The 20505-nt window shown below is 66.2% G+C and carries 14 protein-coding genes; 5 read left to right on the top strand and 9 right to left on the bottom strand.

Annotated elements, in window-relative coordinates; all coding sequences use genetic code 11:
• Complete coding sequence (locus tag ACQPYR_RS42835) at positions 1–408, top strand: RNA-binding S4 domain-containing protein (RefSeq protein ID WP_433625879.1); 408 nt, start codon at positions 1–3, stop codon at positions 406–408.
• A 4-nt stretch (positions 409–412) separates the two neighbouring features.
• On the opposite strand, the gene ACQPYR_RS42830 is transcribed toward ACQPYR_RS42835, so the two are convergent.
• Genes ACQPYR_RS42830 through ACQPYR_RS42810 form a run of 5 tightly spaced genes read right to left on the bottom strand, consistent with a single transcriptional unit; the run spans position 413 to position 10647 of the window.
• Complete coding sequence (locus ACQPYR_RS42830) at positions 413–1558, bottom strand: cation:proton antiporter (protein WP_433625877.1); 1146 nt, start codon at positions 1556–1558, stop codon at positions 413–415.
• Complete coding sequence (locus ACQPYR_RS42825) at positions 1555–1947, bottom strand: hypothetical protein (RefSeq protein ID WP_433625875.1); 393 nt, start codon at positions 1945–1947, stop codon at positions 1555–1557. The genes ACQPYR_RS42830 and ACQPYR_RS42825 overlap by 4 nt, the downstream gene beginning before the upstream one ends.
• Before the next feature lie 56 nt (positions 1948–2003).
• Positions 2004–3665 carry a fatty acyl-AMP ligase gene (locus ACQPYR_RS42820; protein WP_433625873.1) on the bottom strand — a complete coding sequence of 554 codons (1662 nt, stop codon included), beginning with the start codon at positions 3663–3665 and terminating at the stop codon, positions 2004–2006.
• 14 nt (positions 3666–3679) lie between these two features.
• Positions 3680–10333, bottom strand: coding sequence for an SDR family NAD(P)-dependent oxidoreductase (locus ACQPYR_RS42815; RefSeq protein ID WP_433625870.1), 6654 nt, complete (start codon positions 10331–10333; stop codon positions 3680–3682).
• Positions 10330–10647, bottom strand: a complete 318-nt coding sequence (locus ACQPYR_RS42810; RefSeq protein WP_433625868.1) for an acyl carrier protein — start codon at positions 10645–10647, stop codon at positions 10330–10332. The genes ACQPYR_RS42815 and ACQPYR_RS42810 overlap by 4 nt, the downstream gene beginning before the upstream one ends.
• A 168-nt stretch (positions 10648–10815) precedes the next feature.
• On the opposite strand from ACQPYR_RS42810, the gene ACQPYR_RS42805 reads away from it, so the two are divergent.
• A complete protein-coding gene (locus tag ACQPYR_RS42805; RefSeq protein WP_433625865.1) occupies positions 10816–11775 on the top strand; it encodes an MBL fold metallo-hydrolase in 960 nt (319 codons plus the stop codon).
• A gap of 19 nt (positions 11776–11794) precedes the next feature.
• Here the strand turns inward: ACQPYR_RS42805 and ACQPYR_RS42800 are convergent, their stop codons facing one another.
• Positions 11795–12433: a Uma2 family endonuclease gene (locus ACQPYR_RS42800; protein WP_433625862.1), complete on the bottom strand. Its 639-nt coding sequence runs from the start codon at positions 12431–12433 to the stop codon at positions 11795–11797.
• Positions 12434–12572: 139 nt separating this feature from the next.
• A complete protein-coding gene (locus ACQPYR_RS42795; protein ID WP_433625860.1) occupies positions 12573–13547 on the bottom strand; it encodes an NAD(P)H-dependent flavin oxidoreductase in 975 nt (324 codons plus the stop codon).
• A 336-nt stretch (positions 13548–13883) separates the two neighbouring features.
• Here ACQPYR_RS42795 and fadD5 point away from each other — a divergent pair, with 336 nt between their 5' ends.
• Positions 13884–15455: a fatty-acid--CoA ligase FadD5 gene (gene fadD5 / locus ACQPYR_RS42790; protein ID WP_433625858.1), complete on the top strand. Its 1572-nt coding sequence runs from the start codon at positions 13884–13886 to the stop codon at positions 15453–15455.
• A 197-nt stretch (positions 15456–15652) separates the two neighbouring features.
• Here the strand turns inward: fadD5 and ACQPYR_RS42785 are convergent, their stop codons facing one another.
• Complete coding sequence (locus ACQPYR_RS42785; protein ID WP_063042613.1) at positions 15653–16261, bottom strand: TetR/AcrR family transcriptional regulator; 609 nt, start codon at positions 16259–16261, stop codon at positions 15653–15655.
• Positions 16262–16382: 121 nt separating this feature from the next.
• On the opposite strand from ACQPYR_RS42785, the gene ACQPYR_RS42780 reads away from it, so the two are divergent.
• Positions 16383–17087, top strand: a complete 705-nt coding sequence (locus ACQPYR_RS42780; protein ID WP_433625855.1) for a methyltransferase domain-containing protein — start codon at positions 16383–16385, stop codon at positions 17085–17087.
• Here the strand turns inward: ACQPYR_RS42780 and ACQPYR_RS42775 are convergent, their stop codons facing one another.
• Positions 17088–19460: a lysylphosphatidylglycerol synthase transmembrane domain-containing protein gene (locus ACQPYR_RS42775; RefSeq protein ID WP_433625852.1), complete on the bottom strand. Its 2373-nt coding sequence runs from the start codon at positions 19458–19460 to the stop codon at positions 17088–17090.
• A gap of 204 nt (positions 19461–19664) precedes the next feature.
• Here ACQPYR_RS42775 and ACQPYR_RS42770 point away from each other — a divergent pair, with 204 nt between their 5' ends.
• The gene (locus ACQPYR_RS42770) at positions 19665–20504 is read left to right on the top strand and encodes an SDR family NAD(P)-dependent oxidoreductase (RefSeq protein WP_433625849.1); all 840 of its coding nucleotides are present in this window, start codon (positions 19665–19667) and stop codon (positions 20502–20504) included.
• Position 20505: the final 1 nt, after the last annotated feature.

Here is a 20505-nt window from a genome sequence, read left to right as displayed (position 1 = left end):
GTGGCACCCGCCCAACCGACTACCAAGAACACCGCCCCGAACCAGGCCCGCGTGGACTCCTGGACGTGGGCGGTGCGTCTTTTCAAGACCAGGTCCGCGGCTGCGGAAGCCTGCCGCGGCGGCCACGTCCGGGTGAATGGTGTTGCTGCCAAACCGGCCCAACCGGTTCACCCCGGTGACGAGGTCCGCGTCCGAGCCGGTGGCATCGAACGCATTGTCATCGTGGAGCGCGTCATCACCAAGCGCGTCGGCCCTCCGATCGCCGCACAATGCTTGATCGACCGCAGCCCCCCGCCGCCGCCTCGAGAGATTCTCGTGGCCATGCCCCGCCGCGACCGCGGCTCCGGTCGACCTACCAAGCGGGATCGTCGTGAGACGGACCGTCTACTCGGCCGCACCGATAACTGAGGCGCTAATTCGCGCCGGATTTCGCGGTGCGGGTTGCGATTCGGCTAGCCGCGAGTGCGGCAGCGGCGATGGTGCACAGCGCGCCGAGCATCATCGCGGATGCTTCGCCGGGCAGCAGGACGTGTAGTTGCGAGCCGACGGTGACGGCGGCAACCGGGACACCGATCTGGGCCGCCGCGAGGATGCCGAAGGCGATCGGCTGACCTGCGACGCGGGTGCTCAGGTGCACCAGCACCGCGCCGATACCCAGTGCGAGACCGAGTCCGATGAGCCGCGGGTGGTCGCCGAATTCGCGCAGGTTGAGTCGGGCACCCAGCCAGACGAAGAACAGCGGGCCGAGGAAGCCGTCATTGATGGCGAAGAGTTGCCGGGCCACGCGCCGCGGCTCCCCGATTCCGGCGACCGCGATTCCGGCGGCGAATCCGGCGAGCATGATCGACACCCGGGTCTGGGTTGCCAATGCGCACAGGGCGAACAGCACCGCGAGACTGACCCGCAGTTCCAGGGCGAATGCACGCTTCTCGGACAGTCGATGCACTCGCCGCCGCCGACCCGACAGCTCCAGCTTGCGCAGCACCAGGAACAGCACAGTGGCGGCCACCACCGCCACCGCGACGGCGCCCAGTGCCGCGCGGCCCGCGTTCGCAGGATCGATCACCAGCGGCAGCGCCACCACGCAGGCGGTATCGGCGATCGCGACCTGGGCGGTGAGGGCGAGTATCGGCTTTCCCGACACACCGACCGAGTCGATGATCGGCAGCACCAGCGCCGCCGATGAGGACGCCATCAGCACCGCGTAGATCGCACCGTGTCCGGTTGCGAACGAGCGGGCCAGCCCGAATCCGGCTGCGACGGCGAGCAATCCGACCAGAACGGCCCGGACCGCGCCCTTACCGACTGCCGAGCGAACCGCCGGATCACGCACCGGGACATGGGTGCCCGCGACGAACATGACGACCGCGAAACCCATATCCGCGAGAAAGGTGAAAATCGGGTCGGCGGGGTGCAGGATGCCGAATCCGGTGGTGCCGAAGACAATGCCGGCGAGCAATTCACCAAGGATCACCGGGATGTGCCAGCTCTGCCGCAGTGCGAGCAGCGGTCCGCACAGTCCGAGCGCGATGACCAGCGCGAGGGTTGCGAAGGTCATTGCGGCATAGCGGCTATCTTCGCCGGAATAGCGATATTCTCATCGGCCCAGTGGACGGCGCACACGCGGTGGTAGCCATCGGCGATGACCATGGGCACGCCGCTGCGGAAGTCGCCGCGCACCAGCAGGATCGGCGATAGCGACTTGCGATTATTGATCTTGATGAGATCGCGGCGGACATACGGATTCTCGGCCGACACCAGTTCGAGTCCGGCCGCACGCAGGATGTCCTTGGCCTTCTTGTGCACGACCGGAGCGGCGCGCAGTTCCGCGATCACGGCGTCGACCACGTCCGGTTCGGCGAGCAGCTCCAGATAGTCCGCGGCCGCCGGGTAGTCGTGTTCTTCCGGCTGGTCTTTCCATGTCACGGGGATGATTGCGGTCGCCATTCGCCCATCATCGCGCCCGATGTGGGCGAGCTCGGGGAGATCGGCAGGTGTTTCCGTCATGGCGGGGTCAGGTGGCCCGCGCGATAGAGCGCTCGGCATTCGCCGCGGCGCAATTTGCCGCTGGAAGTCTTCGGAATCCGGCCCGGTTCGACCAGGACGACGGCCCCCGGTGTCACCTCATGGGCGGCAGCGATGGCATTGCGGATGCGAAGGGCCAGTTCCGCTGATCCGGTGGCCGCCGTGTCGGCGAGTTCGGCGACGACCACCAGATCCTCGCGGTGGCCGTCATCGTGGCCGAAGGCGGTTACGTGGCCGATGCGCAGCTCGGGGGCACAGTCGGAAACCGTGGATTCGATATCGGCCGGATAGTGGTTGCGGCCGTCGATGATGATGAGGTCCTCGCGCCTGCCCACGATATAGAGCTGGCCCTCGTGCCAGAAGCCGACATCGCCCGTGCGTAGCCAGGATTCGTCACTGCCGGACATGGTGGCCCGGAATGTCGACGAAGTGGCGATCGGATTGTTGTAGTAACCGTCGCAGACATTGGGGCCGCAGACCCAGATCTCGCCGACGGTGCCCGTCGCTACCTCGTTGTGCTCGTTGGGCTCCACCACCGCGACGCGCTGGCCTGCGGGTACGCCACAGCCGACCAGTGGAACGCCTTCCTGTGCGGTCCGTGCGCGGCCCTGCGCCAAGGCTGTTCGGTCGAATCGATGTGTGACGGGTTCGGTCGACTGATCGCATACGGTGACCGAGAGTGTGGCCTCGGCCAAGCCGAAGCCCGGAGTGTGGGCGCGGTGTCGGAATCCGTAGGGGGCAAAGGTTTCGGTGAAGGCGGTCAGAGCCGCGGTGCGGATCGGTTCGGCTCCGTTGAGGAGTGCGTCGAGGTGGGATAGGTCCAGGCCCGCGCGTTCGGCGGGGGTGGTTGCCGAGACCGCGAGCGTCAGGCCGAAATTGGGGCTGCCGGTGGCGCCGGCCCGGTAGTCGCTGAGGGCGCGCAGCCAGCGGATGGGGCGTTTCACGAATTCGGCCGGCGCCATGGTCACGCCGTGCACGCCGGAGTAGAGCGGCAGTGAAAGGGCCAGGATCAAGCCCATATCGTGGAAGAACGGGAGCCAGGAGACGATGGGTTCGGTGCGCACCGCGGGCACTGCTGTCCACAATTGATCCAGTGCCGCAGCGAGATTCGCGTGGGTTACTTCGACACCGGCCGGGGTCTTGGTCGATCCGGAGGTGTACTGGAGATAGGCCGTGTCTGTTCGATCGATAATCGGGTCGGCTGTCGGCGTGGTCTCCAGTGTCAGTATCAGCACTCGGCCCAGGGCTGGACCCAAGATCGCGCTGGTGGTGGTGTCGGTCGCCGAGATCAGGCTCGATGCGGGCCGAGCATCGGCGAGTACACCTTCGAGTCGAGACCTGCTTCTATTGCCCGTCGGCGGAAATAGCGGCACCGCAATGCGATTGCTGTAGAGGCAGGCGAGAAAGGCTATGACGTAGTCGATTCCGTGCGCACACAGAATTGCCACTCGGTCACCGGAATCGGTTGTCGCCCTGAGCCTTTGGGCTTGTGCGCCCGCCGCGTGGTGCAGTTGTTCGTAGGTCAGTGTGACCGGAGTGCAATCCTGTCCGCGATAACGCAATTCGGTGTATGCATTGTCATTGGGCCTGGTTCGTGCCCACTGCGCGACCCGGGTCACCAGTGCATCGGTCGGTCGCATCGTGTTCGGAGAAGTCACAGCACCCCATCGGATTTCGCGGCGGCGACGCGGTCGGCCAGGACTGCGCCGAGTGCGGTGACGGTGGGGTGTTGGAACAGTTCGGCGGTCGAGATCCGGATATTGAGGCGGGTTTCGAGGCGTCGGCGCATTTCTATGCCCAGCAGGGAGCTCAGGCCCAATTCGTTGAAATCGGCTTCCGGATCGACGTGGTCGGCGGTCAGGTCGAGGGTCGCGGCGAGAGCGGTGCGGATGGTCGTGATGAGTGGTTCGGCCGGACGTGGCGGTATCGGGGTCGGCGGCGCGGGGACTGTTGCCGGTTGGTCGGTGAGCAGGTTGCGCAGTCGGGTGGCGACCGGGTCGGGATCGGCGGTCGGCGCGTAGTCGAGGGCGAGCAGGTAGGGTTCGTTGTAATACATGGTCTGGGCGAGTAATTCGGTGCCACGTGGGATATCGAATGCGCAGATTCCGGCGCGCCGCAGATGCGCTGCACCACCCGCGCTCCGGGTGAGGCCCGAATCCCACACGCCCCAGCCGATGCTCGATACGCGCCGACCCGGGTGTTTGTGAGCGAGGGCGTCCATTGCGGCGTTCGCGCTGGCGTAAGCGCCCTGTCCAGGTGCGCCCAGTGCACCGGTGGCCGAGGAGAACAGCAGCACGAAGTCGGTTGGATCGGTGGCGGTGAGTTCGATGAGGTTGTTCGCGGCGATGGGTTTCGGCGCGAACATGCGGGCGAGTTGGCGGGCGGTTACCGCTTCGAAGGCGGCGTCTTCGAGTGCGCCCGCGGCATGGACGACGCCGCGGATGGTGGAACCGCATTCGCGAACATCGTCGAGCGCGTTGGCGAGATCGCTGCGATCGGCGGCGTCGCAGCGCACCACGACTATCCGGTCCTCGAGTCCGTCCAGGAGTGTCGGCACCGGTCTGGGTGCGCGGGTGAGCACCACGACATCGTGGGCACCGGCATCGAGCAGCCAGCGCACCGCGACCGAACCGAGCGCACCCAATCCGCCGGTGACCACGTAGGTGCCGGTGGGGTCGATCGGCGTCGGGGTGGTCGATCGGGGACGGGTGGGGATGAAACGGCGTGCCATGATGGCGTCGGCGCAGACGCGGAGCTCATCGGGGAGCGCGTGGCCGGTGGCGATGAGTTCTTGCAGTCGCGACACTGCGGACGGTGATGTATCGGTCCATACGAGCCGCACTTCGCGGCCCGATTCGAGCTGCATCGACCGCACCAAACCGGCTACCGCCATCGTCATGATCGTTTTGTCCGGCGAGCTGCGCTGTCGGCTCCGAGCAGGCGGTTGGCGGTCGGTCGCGCCGCGGTCTGGCAGGACGATCGTCAAAGATGCTGTGGTGTCCTCGGATTGGACGCGTTGGAGCAGATCCAGCATGCGTCCGGTCGTGGCGGTGGCACTGATCGCGGACTCGGCGTCGTGGCCGGTGTGAGTCGCGCCGGATTCGGTGGGCCAGACCACGACGACTGCCGTGTCGGCGGTGCCGGTGCGTCCGGCGAGTACAGCGGAGACGATCGGACCGGCGGCATCCGGTTCGCGGGCAACGCGTTCGGTGGGCAGGTTGCGGTCGAGTTCTCTGGCGAGCCGGACGGCGAGCTGGGATTCGCCGATAACCAAAGCGCGTCGCGGATTCGTGGTGCTGTTGCGCCGGCCGTCGCTCTCGGCGTCGCCGAGGTACGGGATCCACGTTTCCTGGCGGAACGGGCCGCCCCGCATTGTGGATTCGATCGTCGCGAAACGTATGCGGACACCCGACAGCGCGAGCACGGGGACGCCGTGCTGATCGGTGCCGATGATGTCGCCGGTCACTCCGGTCGTCGATCGATCACGCACGAGCGCATGGGCTTCCAGCAGAACCAGGTCCGGTTCGGCGGACAGCCAGGCGGATTCGATGCCGAACGGCAGCGGGATGGCATCGGCGGGCAGATGGTCCCAGGTCGCGGCGGCGAGCACATGCAGGCAGCTGTCGAGGGTCGACGAGCGCTGCAGCGGGGCGGAATCGAACGACCCCACCGCACAATCGGGTCCGGCCTCGATATCGCGCAGCGCGCGGAAGCCGGGACCGTAGTCGAGTTGCCGTGCACGCAACGAGTCGTAGAAAACACCTGGCGTGAGCGCTCGCATCCGCCGACGGACTGCCCGATTTGCATCGACCACCCGCATCCATGCGACGATATCCCCGGGTGTGGGGTCACCGGCCAACCGTGCCGAAGCCAGCGTCCCGGCGCCTGTGACCTCCGCCTGCAACCTTCCAGCACCATCGGCTCGATAAGTGACAGCGGACAGCGCGGCAAGCCCGGTCCGCTCATGCACCACGAAATCGCCGATCGTCCGCCCGGCCCCAGCCAGGCCGATGAGCCTGAGCAGCCAGAAGACCGCGGGGACAGTCGGGGCACCCTGCACCACGTGATCGTGGAGATCGTCTGCGGGGAATTCGGATTCAGCGATGAATACGCCGGATGCGCTCGAATCGACGGCATCTCGGCTGCGACCGATATCGAAACCACTGGTTGTGTTCGTGGCGTGGATATCTTGGTCGAGAGGGGTGGTTGTGTTCCAGTCGTGGGTGTCGGGGCCGATGTCGAAACCGGGGGGTTTGTCCGCGCCCAGGGCATTTCGGCTGCGAATGGTGTCGCGTCCGGTGGTTGTATTCGCGCTGTCCGTGTCGCGAACGCTAGCCGTGTCGGGTCGGGCGGTGGTGTTCGGGTCGCGGGCGGATGTGTTCGGGTCGAGAGCGTCTTGGCCGCCACCAGCATCGTGCCCGGTGGTTGTGTTCGCACCCTGGGCATTTCGGCTGTGCGGAGCCGCGAGCTGGGTGGTTGCGTTCGAGTCGTGGGTATCGCTACGGACGATATCGACTCCGATCCCTGTGCCGAAGTCGGAGACCGGGGAGTTGTTGACGGCGTGGCCGTTGAGAGCAGGATCGGTGGCACTGCGATGGGTGGTACCGGGCTCAGCCGCAGCGCCGTGGGTGTCGGGTTCGGTTGCGGCGGCGCGGGGCGTGCTGTTTTCGGTGGCGGTGCCGTCGGTGGTTTCGGGGTTGGTGCCGACGTAGCCGGTGGTGGGCTTGGTTGCGGCGCGGGGCGTGCTGTTTTCGGTTGCGGCGGCGCGGATGCTGCTGGGCTTGGTTGCGGCGTCGCGGATGACGCCGGATTTAGTTACTGCGTCGGGCTTGGCTGCAGCGTCGTGGGCCGTGCGCGGTTCGGTGGGAGCGACGTACGAGGTGCTGGGCTTGGTGGCAGGAACGTTGGTGGTGTGGGGCTGGGTGGCGGTGTCGCGGGTGGTGCGGGGTTCGGTTGCGGTGTTGCCGGTCGTCGGGGTGATAGGGACGTGGCTGGTGCCGGGATCGAGGGTGGTGATCAGGGGGAACCGGCGGTGGGACCATTGGCGTGCGGGCGGGGGTGCGGTGCAGGGGCCGTTTGCGGCCCAATTCAACGGGCGGCCTTCGAGGTAGAGCTTTGCGAGGCAGGTCAGGAAGGTTCCGGCCTCGTTGTCGCGGGTGGTCACCGGGTGGGTTGCGCCGGCGAATTCGGGGAACTCACCGATCGCGGGTGTCAGGACCGGATGGGGTGCGATTTCGAGCACCGTCGCGAATCCGTCGTCGGCGGCTTTTTGCAGCGTGGCGGCCAAGTCGACCGTTCTCGAGGCGTTTTCGGCCCAGTAGTCGGCGTCCATCGCGGCTGTGGTGATCGTTTCGCGTCGACGCGCCGTGGAGTACACCGGGACACGCGGCACCTGCGCGGTGAGTCCGCCGAGCGTCTCGGCGAATTCGGGGAGGAGCGCGCCTACCTGTGGACTGTGTGCGGCGAAGTCGACGGCGATCCGTTGCGCGAATATCTGCCTGCGTTTGGCCCGGCGGACGAGCGCATCGATGTAGCGCGGCGCACCGGAGATCACCACCGAACGCGGTCCATTGATCGCCGCGATCGCTACCGTCGCGTGCAGTGGCTCGACCAGCCGCGCCGCCTCATCCGCTGTCGTCTCCAGCACCGCCATCGCACCGTATCCGTCGAGCCGCGCCAGAATCCGGCTGCGCTGCACCACGACTCGGGCCGCATCCGAAAGCGATAACGCACCGCTCACCGCGGCCCCGGCCACCTCGCCGAGACTGTGCCCGACCACCGCGTCCGGTTCGATCCCCCACGCGGCCAGCAGTTCGGCGAGCGCCACCTGGAATGCGAAGATCGCCGGTTGCACGAATTCGGTCGCACTGCTTCCGTTGCTCGCCGCACCGCTGAGCGCGAACCCGTTGCGCGGTGTCCAAACTCGCCCGCCACCCGCCGCCGCAATCGCATCCGCGGCAGCGGTCACCACTTGCGCGAATACCGGATAGCGAGCCGCCAGACCCCGCCCCATCTTGGAATATTGCCCACCCTGCCCAGAAAACAGGAACAGCACGCCACCCCGCCGCCGCACCGAACCAGCGCCGATCACCCCGCCCCCGGACTCCCCACTCGCCAACGCCCGCAACTGATCCACCGCATCATCCAGATCCCGCGCAACCACTGCGGCCCGGGCATTCTCAGGTATCAACCGCGCCGCGCCAGCCGCGAATTGCCGAAGAATTTCGCGATCGCTACCTCCGGTACCCGAGTAGCTCGCCACAATCGCGCCGGTCGCTGCGCCCATATCAGCGCGTGTAGCGCTGCTTGTGCGCTCGCGTGAATCACCACTTGTGCCTTCGCGCGAAGTGCCACTTATGTGCTCGCGTGAATCACCACTTGTTCGTTCACGTGAATCGTCGCTAGCGCCCTCGCGGGAATCGCTGTTCGTGCCCTTCTGTGGGTCGCCCGTGTGCTCGTGCGGAGTGCGACAGGTGTTTTCGCGCCGAGCGTTGCCGGTGTCGCCACGTGAGGAGCTGCGTGCGCCGTTGTGGGAGGGGGCGCTGATGTTGTCGTGCGGTGTGTAATTGGTGTCGTTACCCGAAGCTGTGCTCATGCGATCGCGCGTGGCGCTGCTGGGCCTGTCGCGGGAATCGCTGTTCGTGCCCTTCTGCGAGTCGCTCGTGTGCTCGTGCGGAGTGCGACGGGTGCTCTCGTGCCATGGGTTACTGGTGTTGACACGGGAGGCGCTGCTTGCGCCGTTGCGCGAAGCGGCGCTGATGTCGTCGTGCGATGCCGAGCTGGTGTCGTTACCCGACACGGTGTCGATGCCGTTTTGTGAGGGGATGTTGGTGGTGCCGCGTGAGCCGCTGCTCATGCGATCAGGCGCGGCGCTGCCGGGCCTGTCGCGTGGGGCATTGCTCATGCTGTTTCGCGCATCGTTGCTCGTGCCGTCTGACGACACGCACTCGAGCAACTCCGCCCACCGCAACGCATGCGACCGCAGCTCGGCAATATCGCGACCGGTGACCGGAAGCAGTACGGGCGGTTCATAACTCCGGTGGCGCGCGGCCTCGAGACCACGCAGCACTATGTGCGCATTCGTCCCGCCGAATCCGAATGAGCTGACTCCGGCACGTCGCGCACACACCGGTGTTTCGGTCCAGTCGACAGCCTCGGTCGGTACCCGCAATCCGTGTTCGGCGAGCTTCAGCAGCGGGCTCTCGGTGTGGAAATTGATGGTCGGCGGGATGGCGCCGTGCCGAATGGACAGCGCCGCCTTGACCATTCCGGTGATTCCGGCGGCCGCCTCCAGATGTCCGATATTGGATTTGAGGGAGCCGATCCAGGTCGGTTCGGCATCGCTGCCGACTACCGCGGCGAGCGCACCCACCTCCACCGCGTCACCCAATGGCGTTCCGGTGCCGTGGCATTCGATGTACCCGACATCATGTGGATCGAGTCCGGCCCGTGCCCAGGCGGTACGAATAACGTCCTGCTGGGCCCGGCCGCTCGGCGCGTACAGCCCATTGGACCGTCCGTCCGAACCGACCGCCGTGCCGAGGATTTCCGCGTACACCCGATGGCCGTCCCGCAGCGCGTCGGCGGTGCGCCGCAGCACCACCACGGTGCATCCGTCACCGCGGGCATATCCGTCGGCAGCGGCATCGAATGGTTTGCAGCGCCCGTCGGGCGCGAGGAACCCGCCTTCGGCCAGGTACTCCGAGGTATGCGGCAGCAGCGTGAGATTCACCCCGCCGACGATCGCGAACGGCACCGCCTCATCGGCCAGCAGCCGCACCGCGAGATCCACCGCGGCCAGTGAGGACGAACAGGCACTGTCCACCACCAGACTCGGTCCGTGCAGGTCCAGGACATAGGACAGCCGGTTGGCGATGATGCTGAGCGCCGATCCGGTGACCGCGTACGGCCCGTCGTGCCCGTCGCGGCCGAGCACCGCGATGCCGTGATCGTAGGCACACGCACCGAATACCACGGCAGCCCCGGAACCCCTGGTGCGATAGCCGATTCCGGCATCGTCGAGTGCCTCGATCGCGACCTCGAGCGCCAGCCGCTGCTGCGGATCCATCAGCGCGGCCTCGCGACCGGAGATCGCGAACCAGTCGTTGTCGAATGCGTCGACGTCAGTGAGATATCCGGCGTGACGTGTGCCAGGTCGACCAGGCGGCGGTGCACCGGTCGCATCCCGGCCATCGCACAGCATCCGCCAGAACTCGGATACATTCGGCGCGCCGGGCACCCGGCAGCCGATGCCCACGATCGATACCGGCGGATTCGGCCGGACGGAGGCGGTATCGGCGGTGCTCATCGCATCGCGAGATACTCGACAAGCTGCTCGATGTCCGGATGGTCGTAGAGGGTGGTGAGCGAAACCTCGACTCCCATGGCATCTTCCAGGTGCGCCGTCAGCCGCGCCAGTTGCAGTGAGCCGAGGCCGAGATCGCTGAACGGTGCATTGGTCGAGACCTTTGCGGCATCGATATTCAGCAGGTCGGCGATGGCGACGGTGGCAGCGTTCAGTAGCGCGGCACGTCGCGAACCGGTTCTGTTCGAAACACCGTCGGCGACTGTTCGCAGGTCGCTCGAGACAACACCCTGCCCGTCCGGAAGATCAGGCCCCATCCGTCCTCCTCCCGTCGCCGGAGGGCTGGTGCCCCCACGCCGGTACCCTCTGCGATTATGCCGTAGATATCGGCGCGATCAAGGTGTCGTCCAGGCTGGTGGATTGTCCGGAATTGTCCTGCATACCCGGCTCTTTCGTCGTTTACCGTGATCGCCTACGGTGGCACCGTGCCCGAATCCGGAACCGAGCGGACGCCCACCCTGCCGACCCTGCTGCGTTGCTGCAGCGCACTGGCGGCCACGCCTGGTCGATTGCTGCGCCCGCGTCGCCCCGATACCGCGTTGCTGGCCGGTCTGGAACCGGTCGCGCTGCCGCAGACCGAGGCGACCGTCGGGCTCACCGTCCTGATGCAGGCCCGCATGGCCGCGCCGACCACGATCGTCGCGGAGGGCGTACGCAGCCTGCGCGAACTGCCGATGACCATGTCGGCCTATCTGATCGAACATCCGAAGGCGCGATTCCTGGTCGATCCGGCCCTGTGCGCGGGTGTGCACGACCGGGTGCTGCCCGAGCTGCCCTTCCCGATTCCGCTCCTGGTCGCGCCCGATAAGCCGGTGCTCGGGCTCTCCGACGCGCTGGCCGCGCGCGATATCGCTGTCGACGCGATCGATTTCGTCCTGCCGACCCATCTGCACTGGGATCACATCTCCGGCCTGCTGGAACTGCCCGAGTCCGTGACCGTCCGACTACCCGCCGTCGAACGCGCCTGGGCGCTCGACGGCCCGCATGCCCCGGCCGGCGTTGCCCGAGGCCCACTGCGCGGGCGCGCCTTCGACACCTTCGAACTCGACGGTCCGCCGGTGCTCACCTTCCCGCGCAGCCTTGACCTGTTCGATGACGGTTCGGTGCTGCTCGTCGACCTCGCCGGACATACCCCTGGCAGCATCGGCGTCCTGCTCGCGGTAGACGACGGCACCCGGGTACTGCTCGCGGGCGACGCGGTATGGAACAAACTCCAGGTCGAGCTGATCCGCGAGAAGGCCCCCATGCCCGGCCAACTCTTCGATGCCGACCGCGACGCCACCTTCGCCACCATCCACCGCCTGCACGCTCTACCCGACGGCATCGAAATCGTCGCCGCCCACGACTACGCGGCCGTCGAGGCGCTCGCAGCACGGAAGCGGTAACCGGCCTTCGGGTCGGAATTCAGTCGATGCCCTCGTCGAGCTGCTGCCAGGTGGCGTGCACCTCGAACGGCACCAGCGAATCGATCGCACTGGCAGAACGGTCCGATCGGGTGTGATGCCCCGCTGAGACGTACTGCCCGGCGGAGTTGAGCGTCAGCATCTCGATCGAAACCGCGGGACCGTCCTCATTGGCCATCCGGACGATCCAGTAGTGCTGGATACCGAACCGGGCATACTCGGCACGTTTGTCGACGAGGTCGGCGGTGATCGTGGTCGGCGAGACGACCTCGACCACCAGCACGGCGTCTGCGGCTGTCGGCTTCATCCGCCACTTCGGTCGAGGCTCATCGATGCAGCGATAGACGATGACATCCGGCCGCTTGTAGTGGAAGGGGACTTCCGAGACCAACATGTTCACATCCCGGTTGACCCGCAAGCACGGCTCGGCCGAACCGCGTTTGGCATGGCCGTCCAGCAGTGCCCGTTCGATATTTCGGGCTATCGCATTGTGATTCGGCGCGGCGGACTCGCAGTGGATGATCATCCCGTCTCGGATCTCGACATTGCGTGCCATGTCCTCGGGCATGGACAGGTAACCGTCTATATCCACCGGCAGGATGTAGGTCTTCGGCAGAGACCAGTCGAACGCTTCCGACACGGATGACCGTCCTTTGGTTGGTAGTCGACGTCATCGTAGGTCAGCGGGTTGCTCGACCTGGGTCGCGGTCACTCTCGATGGGCCTGGCTCGACGATCGGACGAGCCCTGGGCGTTCGGCCCAGGGCTCGCAACGAATCGCTAGGCGACCACTGTCTCGGCGAGTCGCGCGGTGATGAGTTCCTCCGCGTCGGCGACCATCCGGCCGATCAGTTCGGCGCAGGAGGGGATGTCGTGGATGAGGCCCTGGGCCAGCCCTGCCGACCAGATGCCCGCGTCGAGGTCGCCCTCGTCGAAGACGCGTCGGCCGCGCGCACCCGCGACCAGATCGCGGACATCGTCGAAAGTGCCGCCGGCCTTTTCGATTTCGACGACCTTGCGGCTGATCTCGTTGTCCGCGACGCGCGCGGTATTGCGCATGGTCCGGAAGATCAGCTGGGTGTCGAGTTCGGAGTTGGCGACGATCTGTTCCTTGACCTTCTGGTCGATCGCCGACTCCTGTGTGCACAGGAAGCGCGTGCCCATATTGACGCCGTCGGCACCGAGCGCGAGCGCGGCAACCAGACCGCGGGCATCGGCAATACCGCCCGAGGCGATCATCGGAATATCGAGAACCCGTGCGGCGGCCGGGATCAGGATCAGCCCGGGAATATCGTCCTCACCCGGATGTCCCGCACATTCGAAACCATCGATGCTGACGCCGTCGACGCCGATCTTCTGCGCCTTCAACGCATGCCGCACGCTGGTGCACTTGTGCAGCACCTTGATACCGGCCTCCCGGTAGTACGGCAGGAAGGGCTCCGGATTGCTGCCCGCGGTCTCGACGATCTTGATGCCGCTCTCGATGATCGCCTGCACATATTCGGCGTATGGCGGCGGATTGATCGACGGCAGGATCGTGACGTTCACGCCGAACGGCTTATCGGTCAACTCCCGGGTCCGCGCGATCTCCTTGCGCAGGTCGTCGGGGGTGGGCTGGGTCAGCGCGGTGATGAAGCCGAGCCCGCCCGCGTTGGCGACGGCCGCGACGAGGCCTGCGCGGCCGACATGCATCATGCCGCCCTGCACGATCGGGTGTTCGACGCCGAATGTCTCGGTGAACCTGGTACGCAGCATTGCGCTTCTCCTATGCGTTGCGGGGCGTGCCAGTGGCGCCCTTACGCAGTGATGGTGACACGGGAATCGTCTGCGGTTCAACTTGTAAGTGAGCCGTGATTCGCATCGTATGGCCCTCTGGACGCGCGCGAAGGCGCGAAGCAACCATCGATATTGCGTGTAAAAGCACAGCTAGAGGTAATTTCTGAGTCGAGGTAACCGCATCGAGCCGATTAACAGCGATTCCCATATCGATCGCTTGCCGCTGGATTAAGTTAGTTGTTATTCTGCTCTCAGTTCAGCCCGTCGACGCCGTCGGATACTCCGACGCACGGTTGGCGGTCCGAGAGGAGTGGCATGACCACCGGTGCACAGGCGCTCGACGAGCCGATCAGGTCGCGGCGCAACCACTGGAACAACCAGATCGCGTCGCATGCGCAGATGCGCCCGGACGCGGTCGCCGTGCGGTTCCGTGGTGTGGACACCACCTGGCGGCAGTTGCACGAGCGTTCGCTGAAGTTCGCCGACGCGCTCGCCCGCCGCGGCATCGGCTTCGGTGACCGGGTGCTGATCCTGGCGCTGAACTATCCCGAATACCTCGAGGCCGTCTTCGGCATCAACGCACTCGGCGCCATCGCGGTCCCGGTGAACTTCCGGCTCACCCCGCCCGAGGTCGCCTATATCGTCAGCGATTCCGGCGCGAAGGCGATCGTCACCGATGCCATGCTGCAGCCGTTGGCCGCCGCCGTGCAGGGTCAGGCGCCCGAGTTGGCGACCTGCGTCGTGATCGGCGGCCAGAGCGCCGACGGAGTGCTCGGCTACGACGATGTGCTTACCGAGGGCGGCGAACCCCATACGCCGCTGGACATTCCCGAGGACACCCCCTCGCTGATCATGTACACCTCGGGCACCACCGGCAGCCCGAAGGGCGCGGTGCTGTCGCACTCGAATATGAACGGCCAAGCGCTGACCAGCATCCGGGCCACGGATATCGGGCCCGATTCGGTCGGCTTCTGCACCTCGCCACTGTTCCATATCGCCGGACTCGGCAGTCTCGCACCGTATTTCCTGCTCGGCGGCAAAACCGTGCTGCACCCGCTCGGTGCCTTCGATCCCACCGAATTCCTCGACGCTGTCGAGCGCGAGCAGGCCACCACCGCGTTCTGCGTGCCCGCGCAGTGGCAGATGATCTGCGAGGAGCCGACGGTCAAGCAACGCAAGCTCGCACTGAAGGTGCTCAGCTGGGGTGCGGCCCCGGCCTCCGATACCGTGCTGCGGGCCATGGCCGACTGTTTCCCGGACGCGGTCAATGTCGCGGTCTTCGGCCAGACCGAGATGTCGCCCATCACCTGTGTGTTGGAGGGCAAGGACGCGATTCGCAAGCTCGGTTCGGTCGGCAAGCCCATCCCGACCATCCAGGCCCGCGTCGTCGACGACGAGATGAACGATGTCGCGCCCGGCGAGATCGGCGAAATCGTCTATCGCGGACCGACTCTCATGCAGGGCTACTGGAACAAGCCGGAGGCCACCGCCGACGCCTTCGCCGGTGGCTGGTTCCACTCCGGTGACTTGGTCCGCGCGGACGAGGAGGGCTTCCTCTGGGTGGTCGACCGCAAGAAGGACATGATCATTTCCGGCGGCGAGAACATCTACTGCGCCGAGGTGGAGAATGTGCTCTTCGCACATCCGAAGATCCGCGAGGCCGCGGTCGTCGGGCGGGCACACGAGAAGTGGGGTGAGGTGCCGGTTGCCGTTGTCGCCCTGGTCGATCCGGATGCCGAGCTCACCCTCGACGAGCTGGCGCCGTTCCTCAACGAGAACCTGGCGCGCTACAAGCAACCCAAGGATCTGGTGATCGTGGCCGAGCTGCCGCGCAATGCCAGCGGCAAGGTCGTGAAAGTGCAGTTACGCAAGGACTATTCGTCCTGAGCTTTCGCCGAATCGAAGACATCGGCGGCGCCGATGCGTCACGATCACCGCATGGCGATCCCACGCATCCGCGCCGCCGTGTTGGCGGTGCATTGGCAGGTGAATGTCATTCGGTCCGAGGGCTTCTTTGGGCCGCAGGCGCTGGAGCTGATCGGCACGTAGGTGTGAAGGCTTTGCCCGCAGGCCGACCCGCGTGGTCAACGGCCTGCGCCGCTGACCCGTTCGGTGTGCGACACCCGGCTGGTCAGGCCGGGCCCGACCAGAACTTCGAGCCGACGGTAGGTTTCGGCCGCGGGCAGCGGCGGCTCCGCATCCGCGATCGAGCCGAGCAGGCCGACCACGCCCCAGGACAGAAACGTCATCGTCACCGCGAATTCGTCGTCGTCCATATCCAGGCGACCCGAAAGTTGTTCGGTGAGAATCTCTTCCACCATGCGCCGCGTCGAGCGCAACAGCACGCCGGTCGCCCTGCGGCCCAGTAGCGCCCGGTAGACCTCCGGGTTCGCCGATGCCAGCCGGAACAGCGTGTACAGCGGTGCGAGCGGTTCCGAATGTTGCGGTGCGTCAGGATCATTCGCGCCCGATTCGACATCGGCGACCGCTGCGCGCAGGTACTCGGTACTGCTGACCAGTAGCAGATCGTCCTTGTCCCGGAAGTGCGCGTAGAAGGTGGAGCGTCCGACATCGGCGCGATTCAGAATGTCCTGCAATGTGATCCGGTCATAGCCGCATTCGATCATCAGCTCGATCAAGGCCCGGTGCAGCAGGCTCTTGGTGCGCCGCACCCGGCGATCGGTGCTGGTCATCGGCATCCTCCGAACGCGAATACTCGCGTTGTCGTACAGATAGTGCGAATCCGTTCGCAATGGCACGATATCCGCACTTTTGCTTCTGGTCGATCCGGTCATCTGATCCGATTATGTACTAATGACCGGAAACGAACATCAGTCCACTAACGCATATGATGACCGGAACTCCGAGATCGGCATTCTCATCACCAAACCGCGTGGCTACCTCGCCGTGAAGTCGGCCTTCTTACTCGGCCGGGTCGGCAGCCTGAACAATCGACTCGTCGAGCTGACCGGTGCCGTCCCGGGTGACCACGCCGTCGATATCGGTTGCGGCCCGGGCCAACTCGTCCGAGCACTGGCCGATCGGGTCGGACCCGCCGGTCGAGTGATCGGTATCGACCCGTCCCGGGAGATGATCGACTATGCGAGCGGCCGCGCCGCCCCCAACTGTCGTTTCGAAGTCGGCGCCGCCCAAACGCTGACTCTGCCCGATGCCTCGGTCGACGTGCTCACCTCGACCTTCGTCATGCATCACATTCCGCAGGCACAGCGCACAGCGGCGCTGGCACAGATGTTTCGCGTGCTGCGCCCCGGCGGCCGACTGCTGCTCGCCGATACCCACCCGACCGGAATAGTCCTGCCCGCGGCGGTTCGCATCATGTCCCGCTTCGCCGCACGCCGCACCGACGACCCGCACGCACCAGGACAGCACGCGGACCCGCTGGCGGCCATCGATATTCGCCGCTACCGAGAAGCGTTGCGGGCAAAGGGATTCGCGACCGTGGACTTCACCGCGATCGCACCGACGACCGGCGTACTGGTGGCAACCAAGGACGCCTGATCAGATCAGGCCCTTCGATGTCATCCAGCGCATGCAGAACCAGCCGCAGAACACCGGCAGCCAGCACGTGAGCACGCGGTAGAGCAGCACCGACGGCACCGCGATGGTCGCGGGCAGGCCGAAGGCGGCAAGACCACCGATCAGCGCGGCCTCGACCGCGCCGACGCCACCGGGTGTCGGCGCGGCCGCGGCCAGGGTGCCGCCGATCATGGTGACGATGGTGAGGGTGATGAACGACGCGCCACCACCGAATGCCTCGACGCTGGCCCACAGCGCGAGCGCAAGGCCGAGTGTGATCGCGCCACAGCCGACCACGATCACCGAGAAGCGCTTCGGATCCCGGACCAGATCACCGAGTTCACCGAGCACCTCCTGCAATTGCGGGCGCACCGAATTGTTCAGCCAGCGCCGCAGTTTCGGCACGAACATGAACGCGCCGATAATGCCGACGCCCACACCGGCCGCCAGATAGAGCACGGTTGCGTCGGGCACGAAATGCGACAGATTCGCCGAGGTGCCCGCCGCCACACTGAACAGGATCAGCAGGCCGATGTGGGTGATCACCTGGACGGCCTGCTGCAATGCGACGGCGGCGGTGGCCCGCACCGCGCCGAGCCCGGCCTGCTGCAGGAAGCGCACACTCAAGGCCAGTCCGCCCACACCCGCCGGGGTCGTGGTAGCGGCAAAGGTGTTGGCGACCTGCATGATCACCAGATTGCGAAAGCTGACCAGGCGCGTCGCGCAGGCCCACAGTGCCGCCGCCGCACCGATATACGTCAGCCCCGAGAACGCCAGCCCGAGCAGCGCCCACCACCAGTTGGCGGTCCACAATTGTGAGAAGAAGGTCGGCACCGCACTGATGAAGGGATAGGCGACGTAGACCAACCCGATCAGCAACACCAGCTGGATGAGCTGATTGCGGCTGAACCGGGTGATCTGCTCGGCCTCGATCTTGTCCTGGCCGGTCTGCTTGCGCACCTCGTCGCGGGCCGAGGAGACCACCTCGCCCCAGTCCGGAATCGATTTCTTGATGCCGGTGGGCATGGCGGACTTGGTGAGTCTGCTCGCCGCGGTCAGTACCGTCTGCTCGCCGAGCGTTTCGATGGCGGTGCGCACCGCGGCTTCCTTGCCGAACACCGCGGTGGTCGAGACCAGCAACTGCGCGACATCGGACTGTCGCTGCTTATCGGACGCGCCGAATTCCGCGTTGACGAATCCACTGAACAGCGTGGCGCCGTTCTCGATTCGGATCTCGACGGGCCGCAGATCGCCGTGCGAGATCTGGCCGCAGTGCAGTGCGGCGAGCGATTTCCAAACGCCGGCGAGGTCGTCATCGGAGGTTTCGTCGAGCGGCTTACCCCGGGGCATGGTGTGCGCGTACAGCATCCAGCCGCGTTCCAGCGCCGCGACGGCGACCTGCTGCACCGCGGCCAGACCCATTTCGCCGACGGCGATGGCCACCAGCGCACGGTGCTCGACGGCGCGGTGCATGGAGCCGTGCAGTGCCGCGGTTTCACTGCTGCGGAAGGTGAGCCAGCGCCACAGCTGACGCAGCGCACCGAAGCTGCGCTGATTCTTGCCGAACAGCTCGACGGTCAACTCGCGCTCCGGACCGTCGATGGCCGCGGCGAGCACCAGCGGACCGCGTCCGGCGGGATGCACCACGGTGAACGCGGTGACGGTATGTCCGCGCCTGGCCAGCACCCGCACCGCCGCATCCAGCGGCACCTCCAGCGCCGGAGTGCCGACCACCAGCACGATCACCGCGCCGACCAACCAGCCGACCGCGAGCCCGAACATGGCCCGCGCGGGCACGACCGTGCTGACCACCAGGTGGATCGGCGCGAAGGCCAGCAACAGCAACCACAGCCAGCGCCGCGGCCGGGTCGGCAGCCACGGACTCGATACGGTCAGCACCGCCGCGAGCATGGCGATCCAGCGCGGATCGTCGAGGAACTGCGACAGGAAGGTATCGAGCCGATCCGGTACCTGCAGATGCCACTGCGGCGCGGACAATCCCGTGCCGGTGATCGATAGCAGCAGGCCCGCGACCAATCCCGCGGCCGCGTAGCCCGCCAGCAATTTCCACTGCCTGCCGATGATCAATTCGATGAGGATCGCGAACGGCAGCGCCAGAATCGCCATGCCGTAGACCAGGTACACCAGATTGGACTGGTCCGGATTGAGGAAGCCGACGATATTCGAGACCGAACGTTCCAGCGCCAGCCACTCAGGCCGGGTGATCAGCGAGGCGGCGACGACCACGCCGACCCACAGTGCCGCGAGTACGACACGGATGATGTCACTGGTCCGCCGGATCAGCGGTTGCAGCAGGCTCCCCGTGACCGGGATATCCCGCCCATCAACTCGCATCTCTGGCTCCGCTCGTCCGCCTCCCCCGGCCTCTGCCGGTGTTGGGTGTGCCTAACTTACCGTTGCGCGCCGGTGGTTCCCCGGATGGCTGGGCCTGGGCGTCCTGGCGAGTTCGCCCCGCCGACCTACCGGTCAGTAGACGGTCTTGCCGAATCTGTCTCAGCCGATGAGGATCAGGACGAATCAGCCGACGGAAGGCAGGACATGGCAGCACAGGATCTAACCGGGAAAACGGTGGTGGTGACCGGGGCCAGTTCCGGCATCGGCGCCGAGGCGGCGGCGAAGCTGGTGGCGCGCGGCGCGACCGTCGCGGTGGTCGGGCGCTCGCCCGAGCGCACCGCCGAGGTGGCGGCTCGGGTCGGCGCGGAGTCGTTCATCGCCGATTTCGCCCACTTCGACGAGGTGCGCAAACTCGCCGATCAGCTGCTCGATCGCTATCCGCGCATCGATGTGCTCGCTAATAACGCCGGCGGCGCGTGGGCGAAACGCACCGTCACCGATGACGGCAATGAGCTGACCTTCCAGGTCAACCACCTTTCGCCATTCCTGCTGACCGCCCTGCTGCTGGACCGGCTGGTGCAGTCGCAGGCCAGGGTGGTCAATACCGCGAGCATGACCTACCGGATGGCGAAGCTGGACCTCGACACCGTCAACGCGTCGACCGGCTCATTCAACCAGCTGGGCGTCTACGGCACCTCCAAGCTCGCCAACATCATCTTCACCAGGGAACTGGCTCGCCGCACCGAGGGCACCGGGCTGGTCACCGCCGCATTCCATCCGGGCGCGGTCGCCACCCATGTATACGACAATGCCCCGCTGGGGCTCGGCGCGTTCATCCGCTCGCCGCTGTCACGGCCGTTCTTCATCCGGGCGGATAAGGGCGCGGATCCGTTGGTGCACTTGGCGACAACGTCGGACGAGATCAACGGCAAGTACTTCCATCGGTTCAAGGAGGAGCAGCCGCGGAACACGCAGGCGGTGGATGCCGAACTCGCGCAACGGCTCTGGACGATGTCCGAAGAACTCACCGGAACGGCGAAGTAGG

This window comes from Nocardia sp. CA-120079 (genome assembly GCF_050955745.1).
Lineage (GTDB): Bacteria > Actinomycetota > Actinomycetes > Mycobacteriales > Mycobacteriaceae > Nocardia.
This window is presented reverse-complemented; position numbering and strand designations above follow the sequence as displayed.